The following is a 19,116-nucleotide window of genomic DNA, read 5'->3' as shown; positions in this document are numbered from 1 at the left end:
TAAATCGTCAAGATAAGATTACATCCAAGCCAACCCCTGGTGGGCGGCACGGGACATTTCGGATGGATACCACAGCGGTCATACTTGAGGCACCGGAACGGCTCGCGCTGCGATCGTTGGCGCTGGTTGCGATGACCGCTGGCGACATCCGTGTCGAAATCGAATGGAGCGGGGTGTCCTCGGGCACGGAAAAGCTGCTCTGGTCCGGGCAGATGCCGGCTTTCCCGGGCATGGGCTATCCGCTGGTTCCCGGGTACGAATCGATCGGGCGCGTGGTCGATGCCGGCGCGGATGCCCGTGCGCGGATCGGCGAATGGGTGTTTGTGCCCGGTGCAAATTGCTATCGCGATGCGCGGGGCCTGTTTGGCGGAACGGCCCGGACGGTGATCCTGCCGCAGGCGCGCGCCATTCCGATTCGCGAATCGATCGGCCGCGATGGTATCCTGCTGGCGCTGGCGGCAACTGCGCGCCACGCGATCGTGGCGGGCGGCGTGCCTGACCTGGTGATCGGCCACGGTATCCTGGGCCGCCTGATCGCCCGGATCGCGATGGCGATGGGTGGCGCGGCGCCGACGGTATGGGACACCAATCCTGCGCGCCGCGATAATTTCGACTATCCGGTCATCGACCCTGCTGCCGACGATCGGCGCGATTACGCCGTAATCTGCGACGCGAGCGGCGCAACAGATGCGCTGGACTTGGCATTTGCGCGCCTGCGCAAGGGCGGCGAAGTGGTGCTGGCGGGATTTTACGACCGGCTGTCCTTTGCATTTCCGCAAGCGTTCATGCGCGAGGCGCGGATGCGGATCTCTGCTGAATTTACGCCGGCCGATGTCGCCGCGGTGATCGCGCTGCTCGATGCCGGATCGCTGAACCTGGGCGGGTTGATCACGCACGAGCGCCCGGCATCTCAGGCGCTCGACGCCTATCCCCAGGCATTCACCGACCCCGAATGCCTGAAAATGGTCTTGGATTGGAAAACGATATGAGCATGTTCGATCCAGGCCTCCTGCGTGAAGAAGCGTCGTTCGAGCCCGATCCGGTACCGACCGGACCGGTAACCAAACAGACGCAGATCATCGCGATCTACGGCAAGGGCGGCAGCGGGAAATCGTTCGCCCTGGCCAATCTGAGCTACATGATGGCGCAGCAGGGAAAGCGCGTGCTGCTGATCGGCTGCGATCCGAAAAGCGACACGACCAGCCTGCTGTTCGGCGGCAAGTCGACGCCCACGATCATCGAAACCAGTTCGAGAAAGAAACTCGCCGGCGAAGAGATCGGGATCGAGGATGTCTGCTTTCAGCGCGACGGCGTGTTTGCGATGGAACTGGGCGGCCCTGAAGTCGGTCGCGGTTGCGGCGGGCGCGGGATCATTCACGGCTTCGAAACCCTCGAAAAACTGGGTTTCCACGAATGGGGCTTTGACTACGTCCTGCTCGATTTCCTGGGCGATGTGGTCTGTGGCGGCTTTGGCCTGCCGATCGCGCGCGACATGTGCCAGAAAGTGATCGTCGTCGCGTCGAACGATCTGCAATCGCTGTATGTGGCCAACAATGTCTGCAAGGCGGTCGAGTATTTCCGCAAGATGGGCGGCAATGTCGGCGTTGCCGGCATGATCCTGAACAAGGACGACGGCACTGGCGAAGCCAATGCTTTTGCCAAGGCGGTCGGCATTCCGGTGTTGACGGCCATTCCCGCCAACGAGGACATCCGCAGAAAGAGCGCGAATTACCAGATCATCGGCAAACCCGGTGGGCAATGGGCATCGCTGTTCGAGGAACTGGCGATCAATGTTGCAGAGGCGCCGCCGTTGCGGCCGGCGCCGCTAGATCAGGATGGGCTGCTCAATCTATTCAGCGCCGATGTGACGGGCGCGGACTTTACGCTGCGCCCCGCGACCCAGGCCGACATGCGCGGCAAGGAATACGTCGTCAAACCGTCCCTCGAAGTCGTCTACGACGCGGTCTGACGGTATGCACGCCGCCACCCAACCCGATACGTTACAGGCGCGCGAACGCGATGTGATCGATCTCGCCGTCGCCGATGCCGGCGGGTGTGGATCGCAATCGACACTGCGCGATGCCGCGCTTGCCGCCGGCAAGTCCGACGTTCTCGATCGCTATGCGGCGGATTATCCCAAAGGTCCGCACGACCAGCCGCAATCGATGTGCCCGGCATTCGGATCCTTGCGCGTCGGCCTCAGAATGCGGCGGACGGCAACGGTGCTGTCGGGCTCGGCGTGTTGCGTTTATGGCCTGACGTTTACCGCGCACTTTTATGGCGCCAGGCGCAGCGTCGGCTACGTGCCATTCTCTTCGGAAACGCTCGTTACCGGTAAATTGTTCGAGGATATCAAGGAAGCGGTCGAAGGTCTGGCCGATCCTGCGCTTTACGACACGATCGTCGTGACCAATCTGTGCGTGCCGACCGCGTCGGGTGTGCCGCTGCAACTGTTGCCCAGCCAGATCAATGGCGTGCGGGTGATCGGCATCGATGTTCCAGGGTTCGGCGTGCCGACCCATGCCGAAGCCAAGGATGTGCTGGCGGGTGCCATGCTGGCTTATGCGCGCAAGGAAGCCGAAGTCGGGCCGGTCGCCGCGCCTGCCAATCGGGCCGATCGGCCTACCGTGACTTTGCTGGGTGAAATGTTTCCCGCCGATCCGCCGGGCATCGGGCTGATGCTGGAGCCGCTGGGTCTTGCGGCCGGGCCGGTCGTGCCGACGCGCGAATGGCGCGAACTGTATGCGGCGCTCGACTGCGCGGTCGTCGGTGCAATCCATCCGTTCTACACCGCCAGCATCCGCGAATTCGAGGCGGCCGGGCGAAGCGTCGTGGGATCTGCGCCGGTCGGTGCCGATGGTACCGCGGCGTGGCTCGATGCGATCGGTGCGGCATGCGGCGTGGCGCAGGCGAAAATCGACGCGGCGAAAAACCGGTTCATTCCGGCCATCCGCGGCGCGCTCGCTGCCCGGCCGATTGCCGGGCGGATTACCGTATCGGGCTATGAGGGTTCGGAACTGCTGGTCGCCCGGTTGCTGATCGAAAGCGGCGCCGATGTGCCGTACGTCGGCACGGCGTGCCCGCGCACGATCTGGTCCGAGGCGGATCGCGAATGGCTGGAAGCGCACGGCGCGCGCGTACAATATCGCGCCAGCCTGGAACAGGATATTGCCGCGGTCGAGGAATTCGGTCCCGATCTGGCGATCGGCACGACGCCGGTTGTCCAGCATGCCAAGCAAAAGGCGATCCCGGGGCTTTATTTCACCAATCTGATTTCGGCGCGGCCGCTGATGGGCGTGGCCGGCGCCGGCAGCCTGGCGACCGTGGTCAATGCCGCGCTTGGCAACCAGCATCGCTTTGACAAGATGACGGCGTTCTTCGAAGGCGTCGGCACCGGTCCGACGGCGGGCGTGTGGGAAGACACCCCGGTCGATCGCCCGGAATTCAAGGCGAAATATGCCGCAAGGCGCATCGCTGCGGCCAAGGCAGAGGAGCATGTCGGCACATGACCCTCATCATCGATCATGATCGCGCGGGCGGATATTGGGGCGTAGTGTATGCGTTCACCGCGATCAAGGGCCTGCAGGTCATCATCGACGGGCCGGTCGGTTGTGAAAATCTGCCGGTCACATCGGTGTTGCATTACACCGACGCATTGCCACCGCACGAACTGCCGATTGTCGTCACGGGCCTTGGCGAACAGGAACTGGGCCGCGACGGCACCGAGGGCGCGATGAAGCGGGCCTGGGCGACGCTCGATCCCGATCTGCCTGCGGTCGTCGTGACGGGCTCCATCGCCGAAATGATCGGTGGCGGCGTGACGCCCGAAGGCACCAACATCCAGCGGTTTCTGCCGCGCACGATCGACGAGGACCAGTGGCAGGCCGGTGATCGCGCGCTGACTTGGCTCTGGACCCAGTTCGGGCCCAAGAAAGTTCCGGCGCTGCGCCCGTTGCGCGACGGGGAAAAGCCCCGCGTCAATATCATCGGACCGATGTACGGCACGTTCAACATGCCATCCGATCTGGCCGAAATCCGCCGCCTGATCGAAGGCATCGGTGCCGAAGTCGGCATGGTGTTTCCGCTTGGCAGCCATCTCGCCGACGTCCGCAAACTCGCGCTCGCGTCGGTCAATGTCTGCCTGTACCGCGAATTCGGTCGCGGGCTGTGCGAGGCACTGGAACGCCCTTATCTGCAGGCGCCGATCGGGCTCGAGAGCACCACGCGCTTCTTGCGCACGCTTGGCGAACTGACCGGGCTCGATCCCGAACCGTTTATCGCGCGCGAGAAGCATACGACGATAAAGCCGCTGTGGGATCTGTGGCGCTCTGTCACGCAGGATTTCTTCGGCACGGCCAGCTTCGGCATCGTGGCCACGGACACATATGCGCGCGGCATCCGCAAATTCCTCGAAGACGATATGGGATTGCCGTGCAACTTTGCGGTGTCGCGCTGCGCCGGCACGAAATCGGATAACCAGGCGATCAGGGACATGATCGCGACCAATCCGCCGCTTGTCCTGTTCGGCAGCTTCAACGAACGGATGTACATGGCCGAAGCGGGCACGCGCGCCGGCCCGGATGGCGTATTCATTCCGGCCAGCTTTCCCGGCGCGGTGATCCGCCGTCATACCGGCACGCCGTTCATGGGCTATTCCGGCGCGACTTATCTTGTCCAGGAAGTCTGCAACGCGCTGTTCGACGCGCTGTTTCATATCCTGCCGCTGGCTGGCCAGCTCGACAAGGCCGACCCGACGCCGGCACGGTTCGAGCGTGAAGTGGCATGGGCCGACGATGCCAAGGCCGCGTTTGACGCAGCTGTGGAGCGCGCGCCGGTGCTGGTGCGGATTTCGATGGCCAAGCGCATTCGCGATGCCGCCGAACGCGCCGCGCGCCGCGCCGGCGAACCGTGCGTTACCCCCGAACGCCTGGCGATAGCCCTGACCGAAAGTCAGGCATCGTGATCGCGACCGTCATTCCCGCCCGTCCCGATCGGGGCCGCGCGCGTACACCAATCCCTGCCGGCACCTTTGCCTGTGCGGATACCGCCGGGGAGCGCGTTCAATGCTCCATCCTCGTCGGGAACAAAGGAGATGCAAGCCATGAGTGATCCAAACGACCGGATGGGACCGGGGACATACCTGACGCCTGAAGAGGCCAAGGAATTCCACAAGCTGTTCATGATCAGCTTCCTGATTTTTACCACGGTGGCAATCATTGCCCACGTGCTCGTGTGGAACTGGCGTCCTTGGCTTTGACTCCGGTCAACCACCAATTTCGGCAGTAAGTAAGGGGAGTCCACGACATGTGGCGGATTTGGCTGATTTTCGACCCGCGCCGTGCGCTGGTCGCACTGTTCATCTTTTTGTTTGTGCTCGCACTGATGATTCATTTCATCCTGCTCAGCACCAACAAGTTCAACTGGCTTGATGGCCCGCGCACGGCTCCGCTTGCTGCCGGGGCGGCAGTGCCAGGCACCAAGGCGCCCTGACCACGCGTTGCCAATGCGATTTCGAGTGCGTGTGGGCTGGCCCCGTGCCGGTTCCCACCCACTCGGAAACGCGCAATCATATCTAAAAAAGACAATCCGCCGCGGCTGCTGCGGGTTGGGGGAATAGCCATGGCGCTGCTGAGCTTCGAGCGAAAATACCGGGTCCGCGGAGGGACGCTGATCGGAGGCGATATGTTCGACTTCTGGGTCGGCCCGTTTTACGTCGGTTTTTTCGGCGTAATGACTGCGATTACCGCATCGCTCGGCACAGCCCTGATATTTTACGCAGCATCGCTCGGCCCGACCTGGAACCCGTGGCTGATCAGCATCGCACCGCCCGATATCGCGTACGGCTTGTCGTTTGCGCCGTTGCGAGAGGGTGGATTTTGGCAAGTCATCACGGTTTGCGCGATCGGAGCCTTTGTCTCCTGGGCGCTGCGCGAGGTTGAGATCTGCCGCAAGCTGGGCATGGGCTATCACGTTCCGTTCGCTTATGGCTTTGCGATCTTTGCCTATGTCAGCCTGGAGGTGATCCGGCCGTTCCTGCTTGGCGCGTGGGGATTTGGCTTTCCCTATGGCATTTTCAGCCATCTCGACTGGGTTTCGAACACCGGCTACCAATATCTGCACTTTCATTACAATCCGGCGCACATGATCGCCGTCAGCTTTTTCTTCGTAACCGGCGGTGCGCTGGCCTTTCACGGCGCGCTGGTGCTGTCCTCGGTGAACCCGCAAAAGGGCGAGGCTGTCAAATCGCCGGAATATGAAGACGCATTTTTCCGCGACACGATCGGGTATTCGGTCGGTACGCTGGGCATTCACCGTCTGGGTCTGTTTCTGGCGTTGTCCGCCGGGTTCTGGAGCGCGGTGTGCATCATTATTTCGGGACCGTTGTGGACCAGAGGCTGGCCGGAATGGTGGACCTGGTGGCTCAATCTGCCGATTTGGTCTTGAAGGGGGGAGCTAGTCGATGGCACGCTATCAAAACATGTTCACCCAGGTGCAATTGCGCGGTCCGCTGGAAGCAGGACCCCCGTTGCCCGCGGGAAGCTTTGCGCGCAGTGAACTCAGCACATACAATTACTGGGCCGGCAAAATCGGCGCAGCGCAGATCGGGCCGATTTATCTCGGCAAACTGGGCATCGCTTCGCTGGTGTGCGCATTCCTCAGTTTCGAGATCATCGGCCTGAACATGTGGGCCAGCGTGAACTGGAATCCGATCCAGTTCGTGCGGCAGCTGCCCTGGCTCGCGCTCGAGCCGCCGGGACCGGAGTGGGGCTTTACCCTGTTCGTCCCGCTGGCGCAGGGCGGGTGGTGGCAGATGGCCGGGTTTTTCATGACGAGCGCGCTGATCCTGTGGTGGCTGCGTACGTTCCGCCGCGGCAGGGCGCTGGGGATGGGCGACCATGTTGCCTGGGCCTTTGGTGCCGGCATCTTCCTGATCATCACGCTGGGGTTCATTCGCCCGATGCTGATGGGCAGCTGGGCCGAAGCCGTCCCGTTCGGTATTTTCCCGCATCTTGATTGGACCGCGGCGTTCTCGATCCGCTACGGCAATCTGTTCTACAATCCGTTTCACTGCCTTTCGATCGTGTTCCTTTATGGATCGACCTTGCTGTTCGCCATGCACGGCGCGACGATCCTGGCGGTCGGACGCTATGGTGGCGAGCGCGAGATCGAACAGATCACCGATCGCGGTACAGCCGCCGAACGCGCGGCGCTGTTCTGGCGCTGGACCATGGGATTCAACGCGACAATGGAATCGATCCATCGCTGGGCATGGTGGTTTGCGGTGCTCACGCCGCTGACCGGCGGCATCGGCATCCTGCTGACGGGTACGGTCGTCGACAACTGGTATCTGTGGGCCGTGATGCACGGCTATGCGCCCAGCTATCCCGGCACTGGTGTCATCGATCCTGCACTTTTGCCGGGAGCGCCGAAATGAGCCGACGTATCAGCGCAATCGCCCTGCGTTCCATGGCGGGATTGAGTGTCCTCCTGGTCGGCGGGTGCGAACTGGGGCCCAAACAGTCCCAGCAGACCGGCTATCGTGGCGCCGGGCTCGATCAGATCTATGATGTCGCGCACCTCAAGCCGGCCGCCATCATCCCGCCCGAACCGTACCCGCTGCCGCCCGACGGCGGGCCGACTGCGGCGCAGACATACAAGAACGTGCATGTGCTTGGCGGGGTCAGTACCGAACGGTTCAACCACCTGATGGCCGAGATCAGCCAGTGGGTGGCGCCGCCGGCGCAGGGTTGCAACTATTGCCACAACCCCGAAAACATGGCGTCGGACGAGAAATACACCAAAGTCGTGGCGCGCCGCATGCTGCAGATGACCCAGACGATCAATTCGCGTTGGTCGGACCATGTCAAGCAGACCGGGGTAACCTGCTATACCTGCCACCGGGGCAACGCCGTTCCCGAATACAAATGGGCGATGGCGGAAGGCGCGCCGAATCCCGGGTCCATCCGTGGCAACAAATTCGGCCAGAACACGCCCGACGCCAATGTCGGTTATGCCTCGCTGCCCTATGATCCCTTTACGCAGTATCTGCATGGCTCGAACCAGATCCGGGTTGCGGGCGATACGGCTCTGCCATCGCCAACGTCGCATGCTTCGGTCAAGGATACCGAAAAGACGTATGGGCTGATGATGCACATGAGCACTGCTCTTGGGGTCAATTGTACATTCTGCCACAACACCCAGTCGTTCCGCGCCTGGAACCTGAGCCGGCCGCAGCGGGTCACCGCGTATTACGGCATACGCATGGTCCGCAACATCAACGACGAGTACATCAACTCGCTGCAAGCGGTGTTTCCCGGCTATCGCAAGGGGCCGCAGGGCGATCCCTACAAAGCCAATTGCACCACCTGCCACCAGGGCCAGAACAAACCGCTCGGCGGGGTCAGCATGATTGCCCAGGCCCCGGCACTGCGAGGCCCGACCATACAGACCGCGCTCCTGCAAAGCGGTGCGGCGCCTTATGACAAGGCGCCGGTGGAAGCCCAAAAATGACCGCATGCGGCACCGACGGGATCGGCGGTGCCGCATGTCCTGATCTCGGCCGGTGTCTTTGGCCGTGATCCGGAGCCACGCGTCTCGCGCGGCGCTCTCCGAAGAAATGCATGTCCGCCGGTTGCCCCGGTTTGCCGCGCCCTGCCGGCTGATGCAGATCGTGACCCTGTTGGGCGAAAACGGGGGCGATGCGGCGCGCGACCATATCGAGCTGTTGGCGCAATCGGCGCAATTGCTCGTTCCCGTCGCGGCAAAATACGCCGTTCTGGGGTTTGATCCGGTGACCCTGGTGTGGGAACGGCACACCGAGTTCGCAACATATACCCTGCTGCTGCCGGGGGCTTTCGATGCCCGGTTCGATCCGGATCATTTCGAACCATTGCTGGCCAGGGTCATGAACGGCATGCCCGGCGACATCATCCGCGCCACCCAGATCGCCTGCGTCGCGCGCGATGCTGCCGACCCGACGCCCGAAGAGCAGGCAGTCTGGTTCGATGCCGAAGCAACCGTGATCTGCGACGTTGCCGACGGTGCGGCCCGGATGCTTTCCGATTTCCGCCTGAACCCGGATGGCTATGGCCGGCTGCTGGTGCTTGACCGGGACATGGCCGGCGATGAACCGGCGCAGCTGGTCCTGCGTTTGCAGGAACTGGGCAACTATCGCAATATGGCCCTGCTGGGCCTGCCGCTGGCGCAACGCCTGACGCCGGTGGTCACCGGGCTGGAGGGCCGCCTGGCGGACCTGACTCAGGCGGTATCGGAGCGTACGACCAAGGACGACCAGCTGTTGGACGAACTGACGTACCTGTCTGCAGAACTTGCCCGACTGGTTGCCGAAACACGCTACCGGATGAGCGCCACGCGGGCGTACGCGCAGATCAGCATGGACCGGCTGGCCTCGCTCAAGATCGGCGGCGTCCGCGGCCATCAGACGCTGTTCGACTTCACCGAGCGGCGGCTGTTGCCGGCAGTACGCACATGCGACAGTTTTTCGACGCGGCTCGAAGATATTTCGCAACGCGCGGCATGGACCAGTGAATTGCTGCGGACGCGCGTCGATATTGCGCTGGCTACGCAAAACCGGGATCTGTTGTCTTCCATGGACCGGCGCACACACCTGCAACTGCGTTTGCAGCAGGCCGTCGAAGGTTTGTCCGTGGTCGCGATCAGCTATTATCTGGTCGCCTTGGTCGGCTATATGCTCGGCGTGATACCGGGTTTGAGGCACGATCTGGCCATGGCCCTGGCCGTGCCACTGGTCGTTGCCTGCGTCACACTTGCCCTGCTGCGTTTGCGCCGAAAATTGCACGAATGACCGGGAAACCCGTGGTGCCCGGCGATCGCGGCATGACGTATCCCGTGACGCCTGACGCGCGCTACTTCGTCGTGCGCGGACGGCTGTGGCGATTGTCGAACCCCGCGCTCAACCCAGCCGAACGCGAAAAGCTGGTCCATGATCTCATGGTGGCGCGTCGTGCGGTCGCGCTTGCCAGGAAAGCGCATGACAGCGCGGCCGAAGACGAGGCCCGCATGTCGGTCGACACCGTGAAACGGGCGCTTGGCGAACGCGGCCCGGTCTGGTGGGATGATGGTGCACCCGATTACAACCGGCATATGGCGCGCAACACACCTTATGCCGACTGGTTTGCCGCTCTGGGCTGAGAAATGGTTAGCCAGGTCATCACGCTCTAGGCTCGGCGCGGGTGGCTGACGACCGCATCGAGCAAAAATAACGGATCATCCTGCCAAATCGACGTTGCCGCATCGAGCTTGCCATCAAGCGCGGCCTGGCGCAGGAAAAAGCGCAGATCGCGCATTTGCCGGCCCAGTGCCGATCCGCGGCGGTGCAGGCTCGTGCCTACCATCCGTTCGGCAAGCGCCAGTTGCGCGACCGCGACCTGCTCGATCGCTTCGCGCGCAAACAGCGACGTGGCGATGGCATCGTTCGTGGTGCCGCCTGGTAATTCCGCCGCACGACACGCCTGCCATGCCCATAGCAAGGCGGTATGCGCATGATGCGCTACATGCCCCAGACGCACACGCATCGCGGCGTCGTCGGCACTTGCGCGTTGCCGCATCTGATCCAGCGTACCACGGGCAATGGCCGACATGGCTCCGGCATAGGCCGCGCAAAGACGCCAGACCCCGCCATTGAAATCCGGCTCCATGAACAAAGCGCCGGGCGGACCGAGCAGCCAGTCGTCGCCGGCGGGCAAACCGTCGGTGATGAATTCGCCCGAACACGTGCCGACCATAGCGGCTACATCCCATGCATCGCCGCGCGCACGATCGGGATCGTCGGCCTTCGCCAGGACCATCCGAAATCCCCCCTGCGCGTCGCTCGCAGTAACGATCGCACAGGCCACTTCGCCGAGGCCCGATGCAAACGTCTTTGTGCCGTACAGCGCATGATCGCGGACGATGGCCGGGCGATCACCTTGCGCGCCCCAGATGCCAAGCAGCGCGCCGCTGCGAACATCGGCGAAAATCCGCTCGCGCTGCGCTGGCGTGCCATTGCGCGCGATCAGGCGCACGGAATTTACGTGCCCTTCATAAATCCGCGTTGCCGGCAGCGACACCGAGGCCAGGCTGAACAGCGCGGTAAAGCCGTCGTTGGCCCCGGCGGCACTTTGCGCCCAGTCCTGACCGCCAAAGGCGATCGGCAGGGCGGCCTGCAACCAGCCGTGTGTGCGCAGCAGGGCGACTTCAGGTTTTGGACCGCGCACGCCGCGATCGAGCGCCTCGGCGCCGGCCGCGACTTCGCGCAACAATTCGGGCGAGCGGGGATCAGGCGACATCGCGCACATCGTGCGTGGCGAGCAGGTGCTCGATCCGCGCAATTTCATCGGGCAAGTCGCAAGGCCGCAGCGGTTGGGCGGCCAATTCCGAATTCCGTGCCAGAAATTTGGCCCAGGCGGCGCCAAAGACATGCTCCGCGCTTGCGGGCACGCCATGCGATCCCGCCCATGCCGCAAATTCGCCTTTCGCAAAGGCACAGCGGGCTTGTCGGCGCAATACCAGGCGGCGTTCGAGCAACGCTGCGGGGATGACCAGTTCGTCGCACAGATATGTGCCCGCGATCCGGTCACGCAGCGCGGTCGCCATGCCACCCTGCGCGCGGCCATCGACACGCGCCGATGCGACGACATGCGGCGCGGTGGCATGGCGGACACCGCCATCGCGAGACAGCACCGCATCAATCAAGGCGCGATCTTCGCCCACCGCGACATCGGGCACTCCGCCGATCGCATCGAACATGCCGGCGCGGATGCCGATATTTGCGCCACATTGCTGCGCGTGCCGCGGCGCCGGGTTATGCGGCAACGGATCGATCGCATCCTCGATCAGGGGCAGCAGATTGCAGTACCGCCATTCCAGCGCGCCGATCTCCAGCGCCATAGCCGGATGGTGCTGCATCTCGTCCCAATTGGCGCTGACGCGCCCGGCCACCAGATCGACCCGGTTATCGGAAAAAGCGGCAAGCATGGTTGCAACCCAGTCGGGATCGGGGACAGTGTCTGCATCGGTCGTCAGCAGGACACCATCGTCGCGCACCAGTTCGCGCGCTTGCGCCATGGCCAGTCGCCGCGCCGCCCCGGCGCTGCCTGCGCCCGGGTCGAACCAATGCTCGATCACGTATACATGGGCAAAGCCTCGCGCGATCCGTGCCGTGCCGTCGCTGCAATTGTTCGCCAGCACAAGCACGGTGCCATCCTCCGGCTCGATATCGCGCTGGCCGGCGATGGCTGTCAGGCATGCGCCGATACGGTCCGCTTCGTCATGCGCCGGAATGGCGATTGCCCAGGCATGATGTGTCATCGCGCGGCCTCGAGCCGGTCGATCCGCATCGTGTCGTTGCGTTCCTGGCGCGTCGGGTGCCAGCCCAGCAATGCGGCGGCCGCGATAGCAGCCTCGGCCGCTTTTTCGCCGTCGATCGCGATAGCCATCGGCCCGAGATAATTGACCAACACAATCACCGCCCCGGGGTTTGCGCGCGCCAGGCATGTCTCGACCAGGGCAACCAGGCCGCGCAGGCCAAGGTAGTACAGGAAATCGCTCAGCATGATCAGGTCAAACGACCCTTCCGGAAACTGATCGGGCATGCGTGCGAGCCGGATGTCGACGTTGGGCCATGGCTGAAGCCGGCGGCGGGCATGACCGATCGCGGCGCGCGACGCATCGACTGCAACCAGGGCGTCGCAGCATCGTGCCAGCCGTTCGGTCAGCACACCTGCCGCGCAGGCAATTTCCAGCCCCCGCTCGAACTGCCGCCCGTCCAGCGCGGCGATCGTGCGCGCAAACCGCACCTGTTCGTATGGCGCCTGGTCATACGCCCAGGGATCTGCGCTTTGCGAAAACAGCGCGTCGAATTCACCCGGGTCGTTGGGCGCTTCCAGGATTGCATCGACGCCCGCGACCGGCCAGAAAAACTCCGCTTGCAAGAACGGTTCGATCATCTCGTCGGTCAGGGTAAAGCCGTGTTCGGGCGCGATCACGTGGCCACGCTGGGTTCTATGCGCATCCATTGCCCGCAGCTTGCAGTCGCTATCTTTGTCGTTATCGAATGGCAGCTGGCGGAACATGTCGCCCGGACTGTGCCCGTCGATCCGGCTGCCGACCGGCATCGTCCACAAGGCCGCGATCGCGCCCTGCTGCCAGAGCATGCTGGCAATGCCGAATGCCGCCTTGTGATCCACATGCGCATCCCCCGGATCGGTCGTGATCAGCGTATGCGCTCCGTTCGACTGGCAAAACGCCGCGATGCACGCGAGCGTCGTTGCATCCCAGTGGCTGGCAACTGCGCCATCGGGCAAATCGCAGAACAGCACGCTGGGTGGAGCATCGAGGAGGATCGTCAGGCCATCAAGTGCTTCGGCACGGCGCGTCTGCGCCAGCTTTTCGGGCGGCCAGTCGGGATGGTGGTGCGATGCCTGTCCGCTGGTGAGAAACACGACGCCGCAGGCAATCCCGCGCTGCTGCGCCTGACGCATCAGCATCGCCGCTCCGAGCAGATCGTCATCGGGATGCGGCACCAGCATGACAAACGGCCGCCCGGCGGTAATTTCGTCAACCGTCAAAACCGGCAAATCAGGGGCAAGATGCGCACCATCCACGGCGGTCATTCCTTCGTCGCACCATGATGCATTGAACAACGGGAGAATGCATGGTCCTTGTGCGTGAGAAACCGGTCAGAAGAAAACATGTTCCCCGGGCTGAGACGCGTAGAATATCAAGTGCCGAAAGATGCCCGGTACAATTATAGGCTACTGCCGCCGAAAATTTGCTTTCTGACGAGGCGTCATAGATTTCATACATCCAAGCGCCAGATTATAGCGAAACGTAGTCTGGCAAATTGTTCCCGAATATTCGGGCGTATTACGATCACCGACCATTTTTAATGTGACAGGTCCTTTTGCGCAAGTTTCCGCAGGTTTCGCCAAGAAGGATCTTGGGCAACCCGGGAACATAACCTGCGCAGCTTCATATCCTGTTCATGCTTATTTTATCGCTCGCCTTGGGGGGCTGCATCAAAGGTCCGCCGGTCGAATTTGGATTGACCGAGGATACCGGTGGCCACATCACGTATGTGCTGGGGGCTGCCACCGCGCTTGTCCGCTCGCGCCACGTCGACGAGATCGAGATCGTCACCCGTCTGATCGATGATCCAGCGCTGGGCGCAGCCTATGCCGTACCGGTTGAATCCGTCGCGCCCGGGTTGCATATCCGCCGCATTGATACCGGCAACCGGCAATATCTGGCGAAGGAAGCGGCCATTGCCGATCGGCCCGCGTTCCAGGCCGCGCTACTCCGTTATATTGCCGGACTGAAGCGCAAGCCGGACCTGATCCATGCGCATTTCGCCGACGCCGGTGCGATCGCACTGGATATCCGCGACCGGCTGGGCATTCCGTTTATCTATACCGCGCATTCGCTGGCCATCGACAAGGCGCTTGCCAACGACGACGGCATCGACATGTCGGCGCGGGTCGCCGAAGAAAATCGCATAATCGGCGCAGCCAATGCGATAATCGCATCGTCACGCGATGAAGCGGAACGGCAGTTGATGCTTTATCCGGCCGCCTGCGCCGCGCGCATCCATTGCATACCGCCGGGCGCAGCGCTCGACGGATGGGACCAGGGCAACGTTGCCGGGGCCAAAGGCCTGGTCGCGCCGTTCCTGCGCGACCCGGCCAAGCCGATGATCCTGGCGATTGCGCGTCCAGTGGCAAAGAAAAACCTGGCCGGGCTGATCGATCTGTATGCCGCTGACGCGCTATTGCGCGCGCGCGCCAATCTGGTGATCGTGGCGGGCCTGCGCGATGGCCCGCACAGTGGCGAGCCCGAGCAGCGCCAAGTCATCGGCGCGCTGCTGGAGCGTCTCGATCGTCACGATCTTTACGGGAGCCTGGCATTGCCCAAGCGGCATGGCCAGGCCGATGTGAGCGGACTTTACACGCTGGCCCGGCAAACCCGCGGCGTGTTCGTCAATCCTGCGCTGACCGAGCCTTATGGCCTGACACTGACCGAAGCAGCGCTGCACGGTCTGCCGGTGGTCGCCACGTGCCATGGCGGTGCGGCGGACATCGTTGGCAGCCTTGACCATGGCCAGGTTGCCGACCCCCGCGATCCGGCAGGCTTCGCCGCCGCGATCAACCGTCTGCTGAAAGACCGCAAGACATGGGCAAAGGCATCGCAAAACGGGCGTCGCAACAGCGCGGCGCTGAGTTGGGATGCCTATGCGGAGCAATTTGTCACGGTTGCCCGCACGATTTTGCCTGCTGCATCCGTCGGGGCGCCGGCAAAGCCAACGCGCCTGTTGCTGTGTGATATCGACAATACCGTTACCGGATCTCGCCCCGGTGCGCGCGAACTGGCGCAATATCTCGCCGCCGAACCTGCGCTGGCATTCGGCGTCGCCACCGGCCGGTCGCTGCAGGAAGCGGTGCGCCTGTTGCGGGAGTGGCACCTGCCTGACCCCGCCGTGCTCATCACGTCTGTCGGGTCGGAGATCTATTGGCGCGATGGCGGGCATCTGGTGGCCGATACAGCTTTTGCCGGGCATATTGCCCAAGGTTGGCAGCCCGCCGAGATTGCCGCGCGTGTGCGTGGCATCTGCGGTGCTGAACCCCAGGCACCGGTTGAACAGCGGCGCTACAAGCAAAGCTGGTTTGTCGACGAGCGTTCGATCGTCGCAGCGATCCGCGACGCAGTCGCCGATTTGCCGGTGCGCGTGATCTACAGCCATGGCCGGCTGCTCGATATTCTGCCGGAACGCGCAGGCAAGGGCGCGGCGATGGTGTGGGCGGCGCGGCGCATGGGTATCGCGCGCGACCAGGTCTTTGCCGCCGGCGACAGCGGCAACGATATCGATATGCTTGCCGCGTGCCGCAATGCGATCCTGGTGGCCAATCATAGCGAAGACCTGCACGCGTTGCGCGACTCGAGCGCGGTCTATGTCGCGCATCGTTCGCATGCCGGGGGTATTGTCGAAGGGATGTACGCTTACGCACGGCGCACCGCGGCATGAGCCATGCGATCGGCTATTTCGTGCACCACCAGGGCCGTGGACATGCCGAGCGCGCTGCCGCCGTTGTCAACGCGTTGGACGCATCATGCGACGTGACGCTGTTTTGTGCCCGCACCGATATCTTTCCGCCGCTTGCCGCCAATGTCCGCATTCAGGCGATCCCGTCGTTGTTCGAGCCACCTGCGGGACACATCGACCGGCCCGCACTCGCGGCCACACGCACGCCATCCACGCTGCATTGCGCGCCGCTGGGGTGGCCCAGCATTACCAGCGCAGTGGCCACGATCACGCAGTGGTTCGCGACAGCTGATCCGGCGCTGTTCATCACCGACGTTTCCGCCGAACTCGCGCAACTGGCGCGTATCGCATCGGTACCGTGCGTGGTCGTGTTGCAACACGGCGAACGCAGCGATCCCGGCCATGTCGCGGCCTATGAATCGGCGCTCGGCATCCTGGCTCCCTATGCCGCCGCGCTGGAGCAGACCGATCGGCCCGCGTGGATGCTGGACAAGACGCATTATGCGCCGGGCCTGGGGGTGCCCAGCACGATGCCGGATCGGGCGGAGGCACGCGACACGCTGGGGCTGGCGCACGACGCGGATATCGTGCTCGTCGTTTCGGGGGGCGGTGGAACCGGGACACCCGCCCCGCCGCTGACGATCGGCGCGCGCGCCGAGCCGGACGCGTTGTGGTTGACGATCGGGCAAATCGAGCACCAGTGGCACGAAACCGCGCCGGGCAATCTTCGGCACCTTGGCTGGGTGGACGATCCGGCGAATTATATCGCCGCGGCCGACCGCATCGTTTCATCGGCGGGCGATACGACGGTCCATATGATCGCCGCAGCCGGCCGGCCGTGGATCGTCATTCCCGAGTGGCGCTATTTCGACGAGCAGGTGTTCAAGGCGCGGGCGCTGGGCAAGGCCGGCGCGGCGGTGGCGCTCGATCACTGGCCGGCACATGCCGCAGCGTGGACGGATGCCTGGCGCCGGGCTGCGCTGATCGATCCGGCAGACCAACGCGCCCTGGTCGATGCCACGGCAGCGCAGGGTTGCGCCCGCTGGCTGGAAACGCTGGCGACACATGTTTCGTGCGAATTCTCAACCCCTGTCAGAGATGCTGTCCAATGACCTTGTCCGTTTGTACCATTGGCCACGGCCGCTCCGATCACCTGGTCAACGTGGTGAAAGGCCTGCAGATGCAGACTGTCCGGCCCGATGAGCTGGTGATCGGCGTGATGCAGTCCGATGAATACGATCTGCCTGCGGCCGACTTTCCGATCCGGCAGGTCCTGCTCGGTGGCAACACGCTTGCGCTGTCGGCCGCCCGCAACGCCGCCGCGCGCGCGGCCACGAGCGACAAACTCGCCTTTCTCGACATCGATTGCATTCCGGCACCCGAACTGGTGTCGGATTACAGTGGCCTGCTCGATTGCGGAGAGGCCCTGCTGATGGGCGAGGTGTTGTACCTGCCTGCGCATGCGACCGAACACGGCGTCGATTACCGGCGGTTTGCCGACGTTGCGGTCCGGCATTCGGACCGGGCAGGGCCGCCCGACGAACCGCTGGGCGAATGCAGTGATTATCGCTGTTTCTGGTCGCTCAACTTTGCGATGCAGCGCGCTGCGTTCCTGAGTATCGGCGGCTTTGATGAAACATATGTGGGGTATGGCGGCGAGGATACAGATTTTGGCCGGGTCGTGGCGACCAGCGGCATCCCGATCAAATGGTGCCGGGGTGCCCTGGTCTATCACCAGTATCACCCGCACCACATGCCGCCGGTACACGCCATCGACAGCGTGATCGCCAACACCATTCGCTTTTCGCAAAAGTGGGGCCATTATACGATGGAACACTGGTTGCAGTGTTTTGAGATGATGGGCCTGGTCCGGATGGACGAGGGCGGACTGGTGCGGGTGCGCGAGGTAACCGAAGCCGACCTGGCGCTGACCCGACAGCAAGCGCATCAGCCTTATGCGAGCGCCGCCTGGGTGTTCGACGAATTGAACCGGCGGGCCGCGATCGCCGCCGCATAAGCGGCCTCGTACCCGTCGATCATCGAACCGAGGGAAAACAGGCGTTCGACGCGTTGACGGCAGGCCGTTCGGGGCAAACCGGCGGCGATCGCGATTGCGCCTGCCAGATCGGCACTGTCCTGCACGATCACGCCGCAATCGCCGATGACTTCGCGCATGGCACCGCGATCGAGCGCGGCGATCGGCACGCCGCAGGCCATCGCTTCGACATTGACCAGTCCAAACGGCTCTTCCCACATCGGTGTTGCGATCAACACCGAGGCCGAACCTATCTTTTGCGCCAGCGCCTGCCCCGCCAACGCGCCATGATAAACGTGATCGGCGTCAAGGCGCGGCGCCACTTCCCCCTCGAAATAATCCATGCAATCGATCGGACCAACGATATCGAGCGCGAACCCTTGCGCTTTGGCGGCATCGATGGCGACCGCAGTGCCCTTGTTGGGCGTCACCCGTCCACACCACACCGCGCGACCGTTGCCTTGCGCAATAAAGGGCCACAACGTCGTATCGATCCCGTTGTAAACCACCGTTGCGGATGGCGGGGTGGTCGGCCACCAGTTGGCCAGATGCGCGTGCGATGTCAGCGTTTCGCGCAACCATGGCGCGGTATTGCGCGCAACCGAATCCGCCAAGCCGTCAAATGGCGGGATATGCAGCGAGGTGACCATCGGCTGACCCGCGCGTGACGCCCAGTCGAGCAGCGTGGGATGCATCGTGTTGTTATGGACGACATCAAAACCCTCTTGCGCGATGATTGCGGTAGCCTGTTCAAAGGCGATGTCCTGGATTTCCGATAGCTCCGGCGCATCCATCCACAGCGCCCAGGGCAGAACCGCCTCATGATGGCGCGGCGCCAAGGCGCGCACGGGCAGCGCAGGATCGCTGTCGCCGCTGGCGAACAGGGTGACGTCATGGCCGCGTGCAACAAGAGCGCGGGTCAGCCCATGGCAATGCGCTTCCATCCCGCCCATGAAAGGTGGCGCGATCGGATAGCGAAGATGAGCGACGACCGCGATGCGCATGGATCTCTTTCAAGGAATAA

18 protein-coding genes are annotated in these 19,116 nt (G+C 63.4%); 14 read left to right on the top strand and 4 right to left on the bottom strand.

Annotated features, from left to right (window positions below):
- Window positions 1-62: 62 nt before the first annotated feature.
- The 11 genes from bchC to ACOOE2_RS00435 all read left to right on the top strand — a co-directional run bounded on the left by bchC (window position 63) and on the right by ACOOE2_RS00435 (window position 10,173).
- Window positions 63-989 (top strand): chlorophyll synthesis pathway protein BchC, encoded by a 927-nt coding sequence (bchC, locus tag ACOOE2_RS00485; RefSeq protein ID WP_420381063.1) that lies wholly within the window; start codon window positions 63-65, stop codon window positions 987-989.
- A complete protein-coding gene (locus ACOOE2_RS00480; protein WP_420381062.1) occupies window positions 986-1,969 on the top strand; it encodes a chlorophyllide a reductase iron protein subunit X in 984 nt (327 codons plus the stop codon). The genes bchC and ACOOE2_RS00480 overlap by 4 nt, the downstream gene beginning before the upstream one ends.
- Window positions 1,970-1,973: 4 nt before the next feature.
- Entirely contained in the window at window positions 1,974-3,509 is a 1,536-nt protein-coding gene (bchY, locus tag ACOOE2_RS00475; protein WP_420381061.1) for a chlorophyllide a reductase subunit Y, read from the top strand.
- Window positions 3,506-4,963, top strand: a complete 1,458-nt coding sequence (gene bchZ, locus ACOOE2_RS00470) for a chlorophyllide a reductase subunit Z (protein ID WP_420381060.1) — start codon at window positions 3,506-3,508, stop codon at window positions 4,961-4,963. Before bchY ends, bchZ begins: the two co-directional genes overlap by 4 nt.
- A gap of 138 nt (window positions 4,964-5,101) precedes the next feature.
- A complete protein-coding gene (gene pufB, locus ACOOE2_RS00465) occupies window positions 5,102-5,257 on the top strand; it encodes a light-harvesting antenna LH1, beta subunit (protein WP_420381059.1) in 156 nt (51 codons plus the stop codon).
- Between the two features lie 47 nt (window positions 5,258-5,304).
- Entirely contained in the window at window positions 5,305-5,490 is a 186-nt protein-coding gene (gene pufA / locus ACOOE2_RS00460; protein ID WP_420381058.1) for a light-harvesting antenna LH1, alpha subunit, read from the top strand.
- A 129-nt stretch (window positions 5,491-5,619) separates the two neighbouring features.
- Complete coding sequence (pufL, locus tag ACOOE2_RS00455) at window positions 5,620-6,444, top strand: photosynthetic reaction center subunit L (protein WP_420381057.1); 825 nt, start codon at window positions 5,620-5,622, stop codon at window positions 6,442-6,444.
- 16 nt (window positions 6,445-6,460) lie between these two features.
- Window positions 6,461-7,435 (top strand): photosynthetic reaction center subunit M, encoded by a 975-nt coding sequence (pufM, locus tag ACOOE2_RS00450; protein ID WP_420381056.1) that lies wholly within the window; start codon window positions 6,461-6,463, stop codon window positions 7,433-7,435.
- Window positions 7,432-8,511 carry a photosynthetic reaction center cytochrome PufC gene (gene pufC, locus ACOOE2_RS00445; RefSeq protein ID WP_420381055.1) on the top strand — a complete coding sequence of 360 codons (1,080 nt, stop codon included), beginning with the start codon at window positions 7,432-7,434 and terminating at the stop codon, window positions 8,509-8,511. Before pufM ends, pufC begins: the two co-directional genes overlap by 4 nt.
- 52 nt (window positions 8,512-8,563) lie before the next feature.
- Window positions 8,564-9,826: a DUF3422 domain-containing protein gene (locus ACOOE2_RS00440; RefSeq protein ID WP_420381054.1), complete on the top strand. Its 1,263-nt coding sequence runs from the start codon at window positions 8,564-8,566 to the stop codon at window positions 9,824-9,826.
- Window positions 9,823-10,173, top strand: coding sequence for a hypothetical protein (locus ACOOE2_RS00435; RefSeq protein ID WP_420381053.1), 351 nt, complete (start codon window positions 9,823-9,825; stop codon window positions 10,171-10,173). Before ACOOE2_RS00440 ends, ACOOE2_RS00435 begins: the two co-directional genes overlap by 4 nt.
- A gap of 26 nt (window positions 10,174-10,199) precedes the next feature.
- On the opposite strand, the gene ACOOE2_RS00430 is transcribed toward ACOOE2_RS00435, so the two are convergent.
- Genes ACOOE2_RS00430 through ACOOE2_RS00420 form a run of 3 tightly spaced genes read right to left on the bottom strand, consistent with a single transcriptional unit; the run spans window position 10,200 to window position 13,634 of the window.
- Window positions 10,200-11,309: a hypothetical protein gene (locus ACOOE2_RS00430; protein WP_420381052.1), complete on the bottom strand. Its 1,110-nt coding sequence runs from the start codon at window positions 11,307-11,309 to the stop codon at window positions 10,200-10,202.
- Complete coding sequence (locus ACOOE2_RS00425) at window positions 11,299-12,330, bottom strand: glycosyltransferase family 2 protein (RefSeq protein WP_420381051.1); 1,032 nt, start codon at window positions 12,328-12,330, stop codon at window positions 11,299-11,301. The genes ACOOE2_RS00430 and ACOOE2_RS00425 overlap by 11 nt, the downstream gene beginning before the upstream one ends.
- The gene (locus tag ACOOE2_RS00420) at window positions 12,327-13,634 is read right to left on the bottom strand and encodes a bifunctional PIG-L family deacetylase/class I SAM-dependent methyltransferase (RefSeq protein WP_420381050.1); all 1,308 of its coding nucleotides are present in this window, start codon (window positions 13,632-13,634) and stop codon (window positions 12,327-12,329) included. The genes ACOOE2_RS00425 and ACOOE2_RS00420 overlap by 4 nt, the downstream gene beginning before the upstream one ends.
- A gap of 431 nt (window positions 13,635-14,065) precedes the next feature.
- On the opposite strand from ACOOE2_RS00420, the gene ACOOE2_RS00415 reads away from it, so the two are divergent.
- From ACOOE2_RS00415 to ACOOE2_RS00405, 3 genes are read left to right on the top strand one after another with little or no spacing between them, the layout of a single operon-like run.
- A complete protein-coding gene (locus ACOOE2_RS00415) occupies window positions 14,066-16,039 on the top strand; it encodes an HAD-IIB family hydrolase (RefSeq protein WP_420381049.1) in 1,974 nt (657 codons plus the stop codon).
- Window positions 16,036-17,169, top strand: a complete 1,134-nt coding sequence (locus ACOOE2_RS00410) for a glycosyltransferase (RefSeq protein ID WP_420381048.1) — start codon at window positions 16,036-16,038, stop codon at window positions 17,167-17,169. Before ACOOE2_RS00415 ends, ACOOE2_RS00410 begins: the two co-directional genes overlap by 4 nt.
- The gene (locus ACOOE2_RS00405) at window positions 17,166-18,074 is read left to right on the top strand and encodes a galactosyltransferase-related protein (protein WP_420381047.1); all 909 of its coding nucleotides are present in this window, start codon (window positions 17,166-17,168) and stop codon (window positions 18,072-18,074) included. Before ACOOE2_RS00410 ends, ACOOE2_RS00405 begins: the two co-directional genes overlap by 4 nt.
- On the opposite strand, the gene ACOOE2_RS00400 is transcribed toward ACOOE2_RS00405, so the two are convergent.
- Window positions 18,011-19,096 (bottom strand): glycosyltransferase, encoded by a 1,086-nt coding sequence (locus tag ACOOE2_RS00400; RefSeq protein ID WP_420381046.1) that lies wholly within the window; start codon window positions 19,094-19,096, stop codon window positions 18,011-18,013. The genes ACOOE2_RS00405 and ACOOE2_RS00400 overlap by 64 nt on opposite strands.
- Window positions 19,097-19,116 lie beyond the last annotated feature (20 nt).

The organism is Novosphingobium sp., assembly GCF_965214355.1.
In the GTDB taxonomy this organism is placed as follows: Bacteria; Pseudomonadota; Alphaproteobacteria; order Sphingomonadales; family Sphingomonadaceae; genus Novosphingobium.
Note: the sequence above shows the minus strand (reverse complement) of the source record. Positions and strands in the feature narration are given on the sequence as shown.